At 65.1% G+C, this 15,007-nt stretch carries 15 protein-coding genes; 10 read left to right on the top strand and 5 right to left on the bottom strand.

Going from position 1 to position 15,007, the window contains the following annotated elements:
• Both WBF82_RS02460 and WBF82_RS02465 read right to left on the bottom strand, forming a co-directional pair.
• The coding region (locus tag WBF82_RS02460; RefSeq protein WP_424381526.1) for a hypothetical protein at nt 1-363 on the bottom strand (363 nt) is incomplete at its 3' end.
• Nucleotides 364-605: 242 nt separating this feature from the next.
• Nucleotides 606-1,265, bottom strand: a complete 660-nt coding sequence (locus WBF82_RS02465; protein WP_424381513.1) for an amino acid-binding protein — start codon at nt 1,263-1,265, stop codon at nt 606-608.
• A gap of 118 nt (nt 1,266-1,383) precedes the next feature.
• Between WBF82_RS02465 and gatC the strand changes: the two genes are divergently transcribed.
• From gatC to gatB, 6 genes are all read left to right on the top strand, one after another.
• Nucleotides 1,384-1,683, top strand: coding sequence for an Asp-tRNA(Asn)/Glu-tRNA(Gln) amidotransferase subunit GatC (gene gatC, locus WBF82_RS02470; protein WP_424381514.1), 300 nt, complete (start codon nt 1,384-1,386; stop codon nt 1,681-1,683).
• On the top strand, nt 1,680-3,161 hold the full coding sequence (gatA, locus tag WBF82_RS02475) for an Asp-tRNA(Asn)/Glu-tRNA(Gln) amidotransferase subunit GatA (RefSeq protein WP_424381515.1): 1,482 nt from the start codon (nt 1,680-1,682) through the stop codon (nt 3,159-3,161). The genes gatC and gatA overlap by 4 nt, the downstream gene beginning before the upstream one ends.
• Before the next feature lie 42 nt (nt 3,162-3,203).
• On the top strand, nt 3,204-4,235 hold the full coding sequence (locus WBF82_RS02480) for an ATP-dependent 6-phosphofructokinase (protein ID WP_424381516.1): 1,032 nt from the start codon (nt 3,204-3,206) through the stop codon (nt 4,233-4,235).
• A 331-nt stretch (nt 4,236-4,566) separates the two neighbouring features.
• Nucleotides 4,567-5,514 carry a MinD/ParA family ATP-binding protein gene (locus WBF82_RS02485; protein WP_424381517.1) on the top strand — a complete coding sequence of 316 codons (948 nt, stop codon included), beginning with the start codon at nt 4,567-4,569 and terminating at the stop codon, nt 5,512-5,514.
• A 167-nt stretch (nt 5,515-5,681) separates the two neighbouring features.
• Nucleotides 5,682-6,383, top strand: a complete 702-nt coding sequence (locus tag WBF82_RS02490) for a PAS and ANTAR domain-containing protein (protein ID WP_424381518.1) — start codon at nt 5,682-5,684, stop codon at nt 6,381-6,383.
• Nucleotides 6,384-6,393: 10 nt separating this feature from the next.
• Complete coding sequence (gene gatB / locus WBF82_RS02495) at nt 6,394-7,917, top strand: Asp-tRNA(Asn)/Glu-tRNA(Gln) amidotransferase subunit GatB (RefSeq protein WP_424381519.1); 1,524 nt, start codon at nt 6,394-6,396, stop codon at nt 7,915-7,917.
• A 9-nt stretch (nt 7,918-7,926) separates the two neighbouring features.
• On the opposite strand, the gene WBF82_RS02500 is transcribed toward gatB, so the two are convergent.
• Complete coding sequence (locus WBF82_RS02500; RefSeq protein WP_424381520.1) at nt 7,927-9,114, bottom strand: hypothetical protein; 1,188 nt, start codon at nt 9,112-9,114, stop codon at nt 7,927-7,929.
• Between the two features lie 125 nt (nt 9,115-9,239).
• On the opposite strand from WBF82_RS02500, the gene WBF82_RS02505 reads away from it, so the two are divergent.
• Nucleotides 9,240-10,100: an alpha/beta fold hydrolase gene (locus WBF82_RS02505; protein WP_424381521.1), complete on the top strand. Its 861-nt coding sequence runs from the start codon at nt 9,240-9,242 to the stop codon at nt 10,098-10,100.
• 40 nt (nt 10,101-10,140) lie between these two features.
• Nucleotides 10,141-10,629 carry a flavin reductase family protein gene (locus WBF82_RS02510; RefSeq protein ID WP_424381522.1) on the top strand — a complete coding sequence of 163 codons (489 nt, stop codon included), beginning with the start codon at nt 10,141-10,143 and terminating at the stop codon, nt 10,627-10,629.
• Nucleotides 10,630-10,636: 7 nt separating this feature from the next.
• On the opposite strand, the gene WBF82_RS02515 is transcribed toward WBF82_RS02510, so the two are convergent.
• Entirely contained in the window at nt 10,637-11,758 is a 1,122-nt protein-coding gene (locus tag WBF82_RS02515; protein ID WP_424381523.1) for a PQQ-dependent sugar dehydrogenase, read from the bottom strand.
• A gap of 166 nt (nt 11,759-11,924) precedes the next feature.
• Between WBF82_RS02515 and WBF82_RS02520 the strand changes: the two genes are divergently transcribed.
• The gene (locus WBF82_RS02520; protein ID WP_424381524.1) at nt 11,925-12,788 is read left to right on the top strand and encodes a DoxX family protein; all 864 of its coding nucleotides are present in this window, start codon (nt 11,925-11,927) and stop codon (nt 12,786-12,788) included.
• Between the two features lie 3 nt (nt 12,789-12,791).
• On the opposite strand, the gene WBF82_RS02525 is transcribed toward WBF82_RS02520, so the two are convergent.
• Nucleotides 12,792-13,130, bottom strand: coding sequence for a PH domain-containing protein (locus tag WBF82_RS02525; RefSeq protein ID WP_424381527.1), 339 nt, complete (start codon nt 13,128-13,130; stop codon nt 12,792-12,794).
• Nucleotides 13,131-13,461: 331 nt separating this feature from the next.
• Between WBF82_RS02525 and WBF82_RS02530 the strand changes: the two genes are divergently transcribed.
• Nucleotides 13,462-15,007: acetolactate synthase large subunit (locus tag WBF82_RS02530; protein WP_424381525.1), on the top strand; the 1,546-nt coding region annotated here is incomplete at its 3' end.

Genomic DNA, 15,007 nt, shown 5'->3' on the forward strand with positions numbered 1-15,007 from the left:
CGGGAACTCGCTGGGTCCAGCCGTCATCAAATCGAACCAGGCATCGCAGATCAGCAACATGCCGGTTGCGAACGCGGTCAGCAGCATTACTTGCCGACGCATCAGGCCGAAGATGACGGTCGCCCCCATCAGAGCGAGCAACAGCAGGTCGAACCCGACCCAGGTGGCCGTCCAGTCGTGCACCAGGTAAACGTCGGGCAGCGCGAACGAGAGATAGACGATCCAGGGAATCAGCACGACCGTCCCGCCGATCATGATTCCCAGCCAGCCCCACCGGATCCGCCGCGCGGTTTCTACCGGGAGCAGATCGGACAGCGGCCGCTCAAGTCGTCGTATCAGCTGACGCCGCTCGGCCGGGGACATCGAGGCGATCTGGGTATCGGATAAAGTGCTCACACCTGACCAATACCCCCTTTGCGGATCACTCCAAGCAGCGGCGTGAGCGGCGAGGTGTCGACCCCGACCGACTTCCCACCCAAGGCGGAGGAGCCAACCCCGGCCATGCCCTGGGTGGTGGCGGCGACCCGGTCGACAAACTCCGGGACACGCTGGCCAATGCCGACGCCAGCGGCGCAAGCCGCGAGTAACAGCTGTTCCGCGGGCGGTCAGTGCAACAGGGTCGCGACGATCCCGGCCAGGTAGCCCAGCCGCGCCACCTCAGATGGCCGGAATGCCGGGCCGCCCGGCCTGCCCAGCATCACCGCGGTGTCGGGCCCACCCAGCGGCGCGGCGACCAGCGTGGTGTCCAGCTCGCGCCACACCTGCGGCACCCAGTCATCGCTGGCATCCAGGGCGGTGGCGCGGTGGATAGGCATCCACGGGACGGCGTCGAGTCGGGTTTCGGGCGCTCCAGGGCTGCCCACCAGGCGCTCGATTCCGTCGTCGGAGCCGCGCAGCACCACACACCAGCTCACCCGCAGCACCTGCGGGGCCCCGCAAACCAGCACCTTCAACTTGGCTGCGGTGTCGCGTGCGGCGGCGACGTGGTCGATCAGCTCGAGTTCTCGGTGGGCTTCCAGCAGACCGGTGTGCGGCCGCAGGCTATCCACCCGCACCCCGTTGAGTGCTTCGGCCGCTGTGATCAAGGTGTCGGGCATGGCCCGCGGCGGCAACTCGACGACGAGATCGTCGATCGCGTAGCCGGACCCGCGCTCCACCACGTCCAGCGACAAGATGTCGGCACCCACCGAGCCAAGGGCCACGGCCAGCGAGCCGAGGCTGCCCGGCCGGTCGGCAAGCTGAACGCGCAGCAGATAGGAAGACACGCGCACACTGTCGCACAGCGACGCGCCCGCGGCATTTCGGCGGCAGCCGGGCAGTCCTAGTGCCCGGCTCCTCAGGCCGTTCCGGCCTGCATCGTCGCCGCGCGTAGGCTTTTCGGTCGTGTCCCAGATCTCCCGCGACGAGGTGGCCCATCTGGCCCGGCTGGCCCGTCTGGCGTTGACCGATGCCGAGCTGGACAGCTACGCCGGCCAACTCGACGCCATCCTGACCCACGTCAGTCAGATCCAGGCCGTCGATGTCACCGGCGTCGAACCAACCGACAACCCGCTCAAGGACGTCAACGTCACTCGCCCGGATCAGACCAAACCGTGCCTGACTCAACAAGAAGCGCTCGCCGAGGCACCGGAAGCCGTCGACGGGCGTTTCGCCGTCCCGCAGATCCTCGGGGAACCGCAGTGACCGACATCATCCGGCTGGACGCCGCGACACTCGCCGACAAAATTGCCGCCAAGGAGCTGTCGTCCACCGAGATCACCCAGGCTTTCCTGGACCAGATCGCCGCGACCGATGAGCGATACGGCGCGTTTCTGCACGTGGCAGCCGATGCGGCGCTGTCGGCTGCGGCAGCCGTCGACAAGGCGCTGGCGGCCGGCGAAGCGCCGCCGTCCCCGCTGGCCGGGGTGCCACTGGCCCTCAAAGACGTGTTCACCAGCCGCGACATGCCGACCACCTGCGGGTCGAAGATCCTCGAGGGTTGGCGTTCGCCCTATGACGCCACGGTGACCGCGCGGCTGCGAGCGGCCGGAATCCCGATCCTCGGCAAGACCAACATGGACGAGTTCGCGATGGGCTCGTCGACGGAAAATTCCGCATACGGCGCGACCCGCAACCCGTGGGACACCGACCGGGTGCCGGGCGGCTCGGGCGGCGGCAGTGCTGCCGCGCTCGCCGCATTCCAGGCGCCGCTGGCCATCGGGACCGACACCGGCGGCTCAATCCGCCAGCCGGCCGCGCTGACCGCGACGGTCGGAGCCAAACCCACCTACGGCACGGTGTCGCGCTACGGGCTGGTGGCCTGCGCGTCGTCGCTGGATCAAGGCGGCCCGTGTGCGCGCAACGTCCTCGACACTGCACTGCTGCATCAAGTGATCGCCGGACACGATCCCCAAGACTCCACCTCCGTCGACGCCGAAGTGCCCGACGTCGTCAGCGCCGCCAAGGCAGGAGCGGCAGGCGATCTGCGCGGCGTGCGCATCGGCGTGGTGCGGCAATTGCGCGGCGAGGGTTATCAACCCGGCGTGCTGGCATCGTTCAACGATGCCGTCGAGCAGCTGACCGCAATCGGTGCCGATGTGTCCGAAGTCGACTGTCCCCATTTCGATCACGCGCTGGCCGCCTACTACCTGATTCTGCCGTCGGAGGTGTCGAGCAACCTGGCTCGCTTCGACGCCATGCGCTATGGGTTGCGGGTCGGCGACGACGGGACGCACAGCGCCGAGGAGGTGATGGCGATGACGCGCGCGGCTGGATTTGGACCAGAGGTCAAGCGGCGCATCATGATTGGCACCTACGCGCTGTCGGCCGGCTATTACGACGCTTACTACAACCAGGCGCAGAAGGTGCGTACGTTGATCGCCCGCGATCTCGACACGGCCTATGAATCCGTCGATGTTCTGGTGTCGCCCACCACGCCGACCACCGCATTCCGGTTGGGGGAGAAGGTCGACGATCCGCTGGCGATGTATTTGTTCGACCTGTGCACGCTGCCGCTGAACCTGGCCGGGCACTGCGGGATGTCGGTGCCGTCGGGCTTGGCGCCGGACGACAAGCTGCCGGTTGGGTTGCAGATCATGGCGCCGGCCCTCGCCGACGACCGCATCTATCGGGTGGCGGCCGCCTATGAGGCCGCCCGCGGGCCCCTCCCGTCAGCCATTTGAGATCCGGCTGCCGTAGCCGCGAGCACGGGGCAAGATGAGGGCATGCGGATCGGAATTCTCACCGGAGGCGGGGACTGTCCCGGGCTCAACGCTGTCATCCGTGCGGTGGTGCGCACTTGCGACTCCCGCTACGGGTCATCGGTGGTGGGATTTCAGGACGGATGGCGCGGACTGCTGGAAAACCGGCGCATCCAACTCCGGAACGACGACCGCAATGACCGCCTGCTGACCAAGGGCGGCACGATGCTGGGTACCGCCCGAGTGCATCCCGACAAGCTGCGGGCGGGGCTGCCACAGATCATGCAGACGTTGGACGACAACGGCATTGACGTGCTGATCCCGATCGGCGGCGAGGGCACGTTGACTGCCGCGCACTGGCTCTCGGAGGAGAACGTTCCTGTCGTCGGCGTGCCCAAGACAATTGACAACGACATCGACTGCACCGACGTGACGTTCGGCCATGACACGGCGCTCATGGTTGCCACGGAAGCTATCGACCGACTGCACAGCACCGCCGAATCGCATCAGCGGGTAATGCTGGTGGAGGTCATGGGGCGGCATGCCGGCTGGATCGCGCTGAATGCCGGGCTGGCGTCAGGCGCCCACATGACGCTGATCCCCGAGCAACCCTTCGATGTGGAAGAGGTGTGCCGGTTGGTCAAGCAGCGGTTCCAGCGCGGCGACTCGCACTTCATCTGCGTGGTTGCCGAAGGCGCCAAACCGGTTTCGGGATCGATGACGCTGCGCGAGGGCGGTACCGACGAATTCGGCCATGAGCGGTTCACCGGCGTGGCCGACCAGCTGGCCGCCGAGGTGGAGAAGCGCATCAACAAGGACGTCAGGGTGACGGTGCTGGGCCACGTCCAGCGCGGCGGCACGCCGACGGCCTATGACCGGGTGCTGGCCACTCGTTTCGGGGTCAACGCCGCCGATGCCGCACACGCCGGTGAGTACGGACAGATGGTTTCGCTGCGGGGTCAGGACATCGGCCGGGTGCCGCTGGCGGATGCGGTGCGTCAGCTCAAGCTGGTACCGCAAAGCCGCTACGACGACGCCGCCGCCTTCTTCGGGTAACCGGGAACGCCGGCGGCGGTTCACGTTGATGTCGCCTGGCGTTAACCCCTATTCCACCCATGTTTAGCCAGCTCAAGGCAATTCACCGGTTTCCGAAGCTCTGCCGAGGGGTACCGTAGGGAACATGCGCTCCCGCGATTTCGATCGCGGTGTAATTCAGAAATCACCGCCCGGGGCGGTGCGGCAGAGCAAACCGCCGCACCCACGGCCTTTGCCGGGTCAGCCGCCGCGGCCGACTCGCCCCGACGGGCCGGGTTATCAGCAGCCGTGGCCAGCTCAACCTCCGATCGGCACAGCCACGGTTCCCTCAGTACAGGCAACAACGCCACCGGTGGCGTGGCAGCGCCCGGTGCGCAGGATCGCCCTCGACAGCCTGGAAGTCCCATCCACCGAAGCGCCGGCTGAATTCAACTGGCGAAGCGTGCTGGCGCGGTTGACCGGAATCCACCTGGGTCCGAGTAGAAGCGAGATCCACGAACTTGAATTGCGTGATCGCGTCCGGGCGCCGTTAGGCAGCGCGTTTCCGATCGCAGTCTTGAGCCTCAAGGGTGGCGTCGGCAAAACATCGGTCGTCGAGGCGCTTGGCTCGACATTCGCCGATGCGCGCACCGACCGAGTGATCGCCATGGACGTCGACGCCGGAGACCTCGCCGACCGGCATGGTTACCAAAACCAGCTGAGCCTGGTCGATCTGCTCGCCAAGCGGTCGGTGACGAGGTATGCGGACGTGCGGACGTATACCCGACGCAATCGTGCCGGCCTCGAGTTGCTGGCGCTGCCGAGCTACTCAGACACGGATTGGCTCATCGAGCGCGACGATGTCCTCAGGGCATTTTCGATACTGCGAAATCACTACTCCGTGATGCTGATGGACTGCGGCAAATCGCTGAAATCCACTGTGACGGAAGCGGTTTTGTCGGAGGCACGAGCCATTGTGGTGGTAACCAACGCCTGCGCCGACGCAATCGAAAAGACCCGAACCACAATTGAGTGGTTGTGCAGAAACGGGTATCAGCGACAGATCAAGTCCGCTGTGCTGGTGATCAACCACACCGAACGCGGAAAGCCGTGCGGCCCGGTGAACAGCCGGCTTCAGCAGCTGCAGGACCTGTTCTCTCCCAAGCGAGTGGTGAATCTCCCGTTCGATCGGCATGTGCACGAGGGTCAAGAAATTGATCTGGACCGGCTCGGCAAGCGGAGCAGGCGTGGCTACCTGGAGATGGCCGCCACGTTGGCCGGCATATTCCCCCGGCGCAATATCGGAACGCCAGCGCGATAGCTCATCAAGTGTCCAGCAACCAAGGGCAGCTGTAATGTAACGGCTATGCCAAGGCTGTTGACCTGCGGCGTGTGCGGCCAGTGGGTCACGCGAGCGGACACCGGTATACGACTACCGCCGCGGATAGGCCGAGCACACGATGACGCGACCTCCGGGGAGCCCGAGTAGTGCCCGCCGAATTGGATGGTCACGCCGCCGAAGTTGAGCAGGCCTTCGCCGGCGCGCCGCAGCGGGTCGGATGGTTCCGCTTCTACTTCGAGGACCAGCGCTGGGAATGGTCGGAGCAGGTGCAGCGGATGCACGGCTACGAGCCGGGAACCGTGGTACCGACCACCGAGCTGGTGTTGGCGCACAAGCACCCCGACGATCGGCGTCAGGTGGCAGAGACCATCGACGACATGCTGCACACCCACCGCGCATTCAGCACTCGGCATCGCATCATCGACGCCAGCGGGGCCGTACATCATGTTGTGGTGGTGGGTGATCAACTCACCGACGATCGGGATGCGGTCATCGGCACCCACGGCTACTACGTCGACATCACCCCGATGCCGGATCGAGCACACGATGAGCTGATCACCGCCAAGATCGCCGAGATCAGCGAGCACCGAGCCGTGATTGAACAGGCCAAGGGAATGCTGATGCTGGTCTACGGTCTCGACCCAGCGGCCGCGTTCGACCTACTCAGATGGCGATCTCAAGAAAGCAATGTCAAGCTGCGGCTGTTGGCCGAGCGGATTGTCGAGGACTTCTGCGCCGTCCGGGACAAAGCCATCGGGTCTCGGTCGGCCTTCGACCGTATGCTGCTGACGGCTGATGTGCGAGCAAGGAGCGACGGCGGCGAGGCGGCGGCTCCGGCAGCCACTTAGGATCGAGCGCATGACTTCTGCCGCGAGCGCTGCCAAGGCGCCCAGTGCGGAACTGCTCGACTATGACGATGTCCTCGCGCGCTACGAGCCGGTGCTCGGCTTGGAGGTGCATGTCGAGCTGTCCACCGCCACCAAGATGTTCTGCGGCTGCGCCACGGCGTTCGGTGCCGAGCCCAACACCCAGGTGTGTCCGGTGTGCCTGGGCCTGCCGGGTTCGCTGCCGGTGCTCAACGAGGCCGCGGTCGAATCGGCCATCCGGATCGGGTTGGCGTTGAACTGCGAGATCGTGCCGTGGTGCCGCTTCGCCCGGAAAAACTACTTCTATCCGGACATGCCGAAGAACTACCAGATCTCGCAGTACGACGAGCCGATCGCCATCAACGGCTATCTGGATGTGCCGCTGGAAGACGGCACCAACTGGCGAGTCGCGATCGAGCGCGCGCACATGGAGGAAGACACCGGAAAGCTGACCCACCTGGGCAGCGAAACCGGCCGCATCCACGGCGCCACCACCTCGCTGATCGACTACAACCGCGCGGGTGTGCCGCTGATCGAGATCGTCACCAAGCCGATCGTCGACACCGGCGAACGGGCCCCCCAAATCGCCCGGGCTTACGTGACGGCGCTGCGGGATTTGTTGCGCGCCTTGGGTGTTTCCGATGTCCGGATGGACCAGGGCTCAATGCGTTGTGACTCGAACGTATCGCTGATGCCGATCGGGGCCACGCAGTTCGGCACCCGCACCGAGACCAAGAACGTCAACTCGCTCAAGAGCGTCGAGGTCGCCGTGCGCTACGAGATGCAGCGGCAGGGCGCCGTTTTGACATCCGGAGGACAGATCACCCAAGAAACGCGTCACTTCCACGAGTCCGGGTACACCAGCCCCGGGCGCACCAAGGAAACCGCGGAGGACTACCGCTATTTTCCTGAGCCCGACCTGGAACCGGTGGCGCCCAGCCGCGAGCTCGTTGAGCGGTTGGGTCAGACCATTCCGGAACTACCGTGGTTGCGCCGCAAGAAGATTCAAGCGGAATGGGGCATTTCCGACGAGGTGATGCGAGATCTGGTCAACGCCGGGGCCGTTGAATTGGTGAGCGCGACCGTCGAGCAAGGCGCTTCCAGCGAACAAGCCCGCGCCTGGTGGGGCAACTTTCTGGTGCAAAAGGCCAACGAGGCGGGCGTGGAACTCGACGAGCTGCCCATCACACCCAAGCAGATTGCCGCGGTCGTCGCGCTCGTTGATGAGGGCAAGCTGTCCAACAAGCTGGCCCGCCAAGTCGTCGAGGGGGTGCTGGCCGGCGAGGGCGAGCCCGAGGCGGTGATGACCGCGCGCGGATTGGCGGTGGTGCGCGACGACTCGCTGATCCAGGCAGCGGTCGACGAGGCGTTGGCGGCCAATCCCGATGTCGCCGAGAAGATTCGGGGCGGCAAAGTTCAGGCCGCAGGCGCGATCGTCGGCGCAGTCATGAAGGCCACCAAGGGTCAAGCCGACGCCGCGCGGGTGCGCGAGCTGGTGCTCCAAGCCTGCACTTAGCAGCTGCGCTCAGAACATGCTCGCCAGGTTGAAGAGCTGGTTACCGACGTCGTCCCAGCCAATTGCCTGTGCGATAGCCTGTCCCGTCTCGAGCATGGAGGCGATTGGCCCGACCATCGTGGCCGGATCCCTCAAGAACGCGCTAGCCGTCAAGCTGATGTCGCCGAGGAATCCGAGGTCGTAGGTAGAGGTGCCACCAACCTCGAAGTCGAAGCCGAGGGCGTTAAAGAACGAGCCGGCTGGGCTGAACAACCCGCCCAGGTCGAGCTCGGGGGTCGTGCCGAGGATGGGAGGGATCCCCAATTCCTCGAGCAAGTTGTAGGCATTGCCGTACCCCTCGAAGAACGCGTTTGTGGAATTGATCGGCATATCCAGCAGATCGTTAAATGCCGTCGTGACGTCGCCGCCCTGGAGCGCATTGAAGATGTGGACGGTGTCGTCCAAGGTCTGCGCTATCGGGCTGACGATGGTGCCGAAAGTCCCCCACGCGACCCCGCTTGCCGGTGACCCCATGAGTTCGAGCAACGGCCGAATTTGGTTTTCCAAGTCGCTGTTGCCGAGAACAAGCAGATTCAGGAGGTCCAGGGTACCGAAGTTGATTGAGCCGAGGTCGATTGAACCGAGGAACCCGAGGTCGATTGAGCCGAGGTTCAGCACCAGCGGGAAGCCGTTTATCAGCCAGTTGAGCATGTCGGAATGGCCGCCCAACGTAAAGGTCGGGTCGATGTCGAGGCAGCCGATAGGGCTATAGCAAGCTCCAACGTCGAAGCCCGTCGTGATGGGTGTGCTGCTGAGCGAAGGAAGAAGGTACGGTGCCGAGCCGAAGGGATGGAACGGCTCGAACGGCGCCTTGAGCGCGTTGGTCAAGTTGGTCTGGATTTCGTTCGGAATGTCGCCGATTTGCGAGGGGTCGGTGAAGACGGTGCCGAGGTACCCGAGGAAGTTTTCGCCCACCTGCTGGGGTGCCGGAAACGGTGCACCGAGGAATGGATTCAGAATGTTGTTGGTGAAACTCGTGGACGCGTTGGTGAAGAGCTGCGCCAACGAGACGTCGTCGAAGCCGCCCGCGGTCAGCTGCACGGCTGCGGTCTCGGTCTGGATGTCGGGCACGGCTCTGACCACCGGTGTGGCGGCAATGAGGCTCGTGCCAACGAAGGCGACCCCTGCGGTTATCCATGGGCGACTGGTGAGTCGCATGGCTGCCTCCTCAACACGTGTCTAATTAAGAGGTAGACACTACCTGAGGAGAGACTGAGAATCTATGAGTTTCGCGCGAGAGGTTCGGGGCGGTCGCCGGCAGGGCTGACCGTATCGTTTTTGCGATGACCGGTATCGGCGACAAACTTCGCGCTCAGACGGTGGATACCGTGCTGGGAACAGTGCGGGTTCAAGTCGCGGGAATGGGCACGCCGATCATGTTCTGGCCCAGCTTGTTGATGACCGGTGACATGTGGCGCGGGGTGGCCGATCGTCTCGTCACGCACTCGCAGGTGGTCCTGGTCGACCCGCCGGGTCACGGTGGCAGTCAGTCCTTGACCGAAATGTTCACCTTCGGTGACTGCGCGCGGTGCGTTGCCGACATCCTCGACGGGCTCGGTCTCGATCAAGCGCACTTCGTCGGCAACTCGTGGGGCGGCATGATCGGCGCCACGTTCGCCGCGACTCATCCCGAGCGGATCGGCCGAGCGGTACTGATGAACTGCACCGCCGGCCGCGCCGGCATCAGTCAAAAAGCTCGATACGCGATGCTGCTTCGAATAGCGCAATGGCAGGGCGAGATAGGGTCGGCGCTTATCCGCTCGGTGCTCAAGGCATTCCTCGGGCCGACAACCTTGCGGGAGCGTCCCGACGTTGTGGCACAGGTTCGTTCAGCGGTGAAATCGGTCGATGTGCCGTCGGTTTCCTGGGCAGTCAAGAGCGTTGTTCCGGCCCGACCCGACCAACGGCCGTTGTGCGCCGGCATAACAACGCCCGTGCTCGTCGTCGCCGGCACTGAAGACGCCACGTTCGGCCCGCGAGAGGCGATCGCGATGGCGGACGCCATCCCCAACTCGGCGATCCGGGTGCTCGACGGGGTTGCTCACCTTGCCGGTCTGGAAAACCCCGCTCTGGTCAGCAATCTCGTCGATGAATTCCTGTTCGGCGACACCGCGACCGGTGAAAACAACTCAGACGCACGGTAATCGCGCTTGCGCGCCAATCACGTTGCGCCATGATGGCGATGTGGGCGACGACTCTTTCGACCGGCTGGTCGGGACGCTGGACTACACGATGTTCGTGGTGACGACCCAAGCCGACGGTCATCCGTCGGGTTGCCTCGTCGGCTTTGCCACCCAAACCAGCATGCAGCCCCCACGCTTTCTGGTCGGGCTGTCCAAGAACAACCACACCACGCGGGTGGCGGCGCAATCCGAATACCTGGCCGTGCATGTGTTGTCTCGCCGCCATATCGGGTTGGCGCACTTGTTCGGCGGCCAAACCGGCGACCAGGTCAACAAGTTCGAGCAATGCTCGTGGCGCACCGGCCCACAGGGGATGCCGATTCTCGACGACGCGGCGGCATGGTTCGTCGGCAAGACGCTCAACCGGTTCGACCTCGGCGACCACTTGGGTTACCTGCTGGAACCCGTCACAGGAGATGCCGGTGACGGCGCCGACGATCTGATCAGCTTCCACGACGTCGTCGATATGGAGCCGGGTCACGAGGCCTGACGCTGGGTTAGGTCTTGTCCTCGTTGGCCCGCGGGAATCCGCCGCCCTGCGGGAACAGCGGAAACACCACGTCGTCATTCTTTGCGGCGTCCCCGGCGGTCTTGTTGACCGTCGCCCCCCACACATTCCCGTCGGGCGACATCCGCAGTGCCCAGGCGTGCCCGTGGGTGTCTTTACGGACGACGTCAGGCGGGCCGGTGACGGCGCCGGTTCCCTGAGCGAGGTGCACAGCCACCGTTTCCTTGGTGTTGATCAAGTTGACCAGCACGGTGCCGTCCAACGCCGCGCAGCCGGCCACACCCGGCCGGTCCGGCCACGTCCACACGGTCGACACCTTCGAGTCCTTGGTAATGCGCTGCAATCGGTCGGCGGTCGGAGAGCGGTCGAGCACGTAGAGCGAGCCGTCGACGGGGTCGGTGCACAACCCGCCCCCGGCGCCAAGGCCGCTGAGCGCGGTGGTGGGCGGCGCCTGGTTGAGCGTCGTCGGCTGCTCGATACGGATGACTTTGCCCGCCAACGACGCAGGATCGGCGGCCATCGCCGGGTTGCCCGCATCGCCGGTGAGCACGACCAGAGTGGTGGGGCTGGTGAAGAGCAGCGCGCCGGTGTTGCCGGTGGCGCCTTTCGGGATCCCGGTCAAGATGTCCTTCGGGACATCGCCGTCGGCGACGCGGATAACCCGATTGTCGGTGGGCGTGCTGATGTAGGCGTACATCAGCCGGTCTTGTGGGTAGGTCGGTGAGAGCACGATGTCCATCAGCCCGCCGTCGCCGGCCGGGTCGACCGGGATGACGGTCTTCACCTTCGGCTCAGCGCTGACCGACACCTCTTTGACCGCACCGGTGGTCCGCTCGGCCACCAGCGCTGACTTGCTGTCAGGCTGCATGAGCAGGCCGCTGGTGCTCTCCAGGCAGCCCTGCATCGTCCCCGGCGCGGGGCACTTTTTGGGGAACGGCTTGTCAGGCAGCGGGGGCGGCGGGGGAGGCGTCGAACTCGGCCCCGGATGACGTTCGGGCTCGGTGGTGAACGGCTGCGACTGGGCATCGTTGAACTGCGCGCATCCGGACAAAACCAGCAGCGCCGAGCAGAGCACGGCCGCTCCGCGCCGCCCCGACCACCACGACTGCATAGCAGCCAGATTACGGATATCTCGGGTTGGCAGCCCCGACGGGGTAGCGCGCGTCTTTCGCATTTGCCCGCAAACAAGGAGCCGGATGGGCCGACGCGCCAGCCGGAACCGCGAAAGCGCCGCTCAAATCCCCGATTCGGACCGGATTGCCCTTACCCTGACACGAGTGACCAGTCAATCGAATGACACACGTTGGCAACGGCCGGAGGAATCCGCGACGCCAACTCCGGTGCGGCCAAGCTCAGCAAGTTTGGTCGACCCCGAAGACGACCTGCCGTCAGCCACTTATGCAGGCGATTTCGAGACGACCACGATCCCGCACTATGACTCCAACATCTCCAGCGATGCGCGCCCGGCCAGCACGGGGTACGGGCTAATCGGCGGCCAGGAGCCGTTGCCCTATCAGCCGCAATCCACCGGCCGGCACTCGGCGTTCGGCGGGGAGGACATCGACGAGCATGACGGCCACGACGGCCACGACGACGAGCGGGTGCGCGCCGCCGGCCGTCGCGGCACGCAGAATCTCGGTCTGCTGATCCTGCGGGTCGGGCTGGGTGCGGTCTTCGCCGCGCATGGGCTGCAGAAGTTGTTCGGCTGGTGGGGTGGACAGGGCCTCAACGGATTCAAGAACTCGCTATCCGACATCGGCTTCCAGCACGCCGACATCCTCACCTACTGCGCCGCCGGCGGCGAGATTGCCGCCGGGGTGCTGCTGATGTTGGGGCTATTTACCCCGCTGGCCGCCGCGGGTGTGCTGGCCTACCTGGTCAACAGCGTCCTCGCCGGGATGTCGGCCCAGCACCACGGCAAGTCGTTCCCCTTCTTCTTGCCCAACGGACACGAATACGAGCTCACCCTGATCGTGATGGCCGCCGCCGTGATCCTGGCGGGGCCCGGGCGCTACGGCTTCGATGCCGGTCGCGGGTGGGCGCGACGGCCGTTTATCGGGTCTTTTGCCGCACTGGTCCTGGGTATCGGTGCTGGTGTCGCCGTGTGGGTGCTTCTCAACGGCGCCAACCCGGTGACCTGAGAATCAGCCGTATGGGTTAGGTACGCGGCCGCCGCTGGCCTCCGTCAGTAGCGGCAGGGTTGCGAAGGTAACCGCAGGCAACCGCAACTGGCTGCCGTTTTTGAGCTGAGCGCGCGCCCAAGAGCCTTTGTTGAACCGCAGTCCGTCGATGTCTTCCCAGCGCACCGCGCGGCTGCCCAGCAGCGTGCGCACCGTCACGCCGTCTTGGTTGGCCTGCGTGCGAAGCCGAAAGATCAACGCCGACAAGACCACCGGAATGATCAGCAGCGGTGCAGTCGTCGGCCACGTCAAGACCGGCACCAGCAGCCCGAGAGCAAAAAAACCGACCGCGAAATGGGCCATCGGCGAAATGTTGATCACCACCGCGGGCGTTTCGGTCGAATCTTTCGCCACACCGGCATCATGTCATCTCTCGAGATTGCGCTGCTGTGCGATCTCAGCGCGGGTCTGGCCCGCGAACCCAAATTTGACTGCTGACCTGTGCGGAGGCTACCGTCGACCGTTATGCACAGCCGTGAAATGCTCGTAGTACTTGGTCGGCGCGTTGGTGGCTGAGCCCACGCCGGGATAGCTTTCGAGCACCAACGCGCAACCCTCGTGCAGCCGCTGAGCTGGCGGGGGTTTTTTGTTGCCAATGTTCTGACATCAACTATGAGGACCTAAAGAGGAACCAGTGAGCGCTCCCACTACGCGACCGCCGCAGCCGTCGCAACCCGTCAACGGCACGCGGGCCAAGCCGAAGACGCCTGCAAAGCAACCTAAACACGTTGCGCCACAACAACTCACCGGTGCGCAGTCGGTGATCAGGTCGTTGGAAGAGCTCGACGTCGACACCATCTTCGGCATCCCTGGCGGCGCCGTATTACCGGTCTACGACCCGCTGTTCGACTCGCAGAAGCTGCGCCATGTGTTGGTTCGCCACGAGCAGGGCGCGGGACACGCTGCCAGCGGATACGCACACGCCACCGGCAAAGTCGGCGTCTGCATGGCGACCTCGGGTCCCGGCGCCACCAACCTGGTGACTCCGCTGGCCGACGCGCAGATGGACTCCGTCCCGGTGGTCGCCATCACCGGACAGGTCGGCCGTGCGCTGATCGGCACAGATGCCTTCCAGGAGGCCGACATCTCTGGCATCACCATGCCGATCACCAAACACAACTTCCTGGTCCGCAGCGGCGACGATATTCCCCGGGTGCTGGCCGAGGCCTTCCACATTGCGGCCACCGGCCGCCCCGGAGCGGTGCTCGTCGACATCCCTAAAGACGTGCTGCAGGGCCAGTGCACGTTCAGCTGGCCGCCGCACATGGAGCTGCCCGGCTACAAGCCGAACACCAAGCCGCACAACCGGCAGATCCACGAAGCCGCCAAGCTGATCGCTGCGGCGCGCAAACCCGTGCTCTATGTCGGTGGCGGTGTCATCCGCGGCGAGGCCACCGAGCAGCTGCGTGAATTGGCCGAGCTGACCGGCATCCCGGTGGTGACCACGCTGATGGCGCGGGGCGCGTTCCCGGACAGCCACCCCCAGCACCTGGGCATGCCCGGGATGCATGGCACGGTGGCGGCGGTGGCGGGGCTGCAGCGCAGCGACCTGTTGATCGCGCTGGGCACCCGTTTCGACGACCGGGTGACCGGCAAGCTCGACTCGTTCGCCCCCGAGGCCAAGGTGATCCACGCCGACATCGACCCCGCCGAGATCGGCAAAAACCGAAACGCCGACGTGCCGATCGTCGGTGACGTCAAAGCCGTCATCACCGATCTGATCGAGGCGCTGCGCGACGACAGGGGTGCGGGCACCGCAGGAATCTCAGACATCGCCGCCTGGTGGGAGTACCTCGACGGGGTACGGGCCACATACCCGCTGAGCTACGGACCGCAAAGCGACGGCAGCCTGAGCCCCGAGTATGTGATCGAGAAGCTGGGTGAGATCGCGGGCCCCGAGGCCGTGTATGTCGCCGGGGTCGGCCAGCACCAGATGTGGGCCGCACAATTCATCAAATATCAAAACCCGCGCACGTGGCTGAATTCCGGTGGGCTGGGCACCATGGGTTTCGCCATACCGGCGGCCATGGGTGCCAAGATCGCTCGCCCCGATGCAGAAGTGTGGGCGATCGACGGCGATGGCTGCTTTCAGATGACCAACCAGGAACTGGCTACCTGCGCGATCGAGGGCGCCCCGATCAAGGTCGCGCTGATCAACAACGGCAACCTGGGCATGGTGC

Origin of the sequence: Mycobacterium sp. (assembly GCF_049673265.1) — a bacterium.
In the GTDB taxonomy this organism is placed as follows: Bacteria; Actinomycetota; Actinomycetes; order Mycobacteriales; family Mycobacteriaceae; genus Mycobacterium.

Excerpts from the sequence above, each read along its gene's own strand:
- WBF82_RS02480 (WP_424381516.1), top strand. The coding sequence starts at position 3,204 with ATGCGGATCGGAATTCTCACCGGAGGCGGGGACTGTCCCGGGCTCAAC.
- gatB (WP_424381519.1), top strand. The coding sequence starts at position 6,394 with ATGACTTCTGCCGCGAGCGCTGCCAAGGCGCCCAGTGCGGAACTGCTC.
- WBF82_RS02500 (WP_424381520.1), bottom strand. The coding sequence starts at position 9,114 with ATGCGACTCACCAGTCGCCCATGGATAACCGCAGGGGTCGCCTTCGTT.
- WBF82_RS02505 (WP_424381521.1), top strand. The coding sequence starts at position 9,240 with ATGACCGGTATCGGCGACAAACTTCGCGCTCAGACGGTGGATACCGTG.
- WBF82_RS02515 (WP_424381523.1), bottom strand. The coding sequence starts at position 11,758 with ATGCAGTCGTGGTGGTCGGGGCGGCGCGGAGCGGCCGTGCTCTGCTCG.
- WBF82_RS02525 (WP_424381527.1), bottom strand. The coding sequence starts at position 13,130 with ATGGCCCATTTCGCGGTCGGTTTTTTTGCTCTCGGGCTGCTGGTGCCG.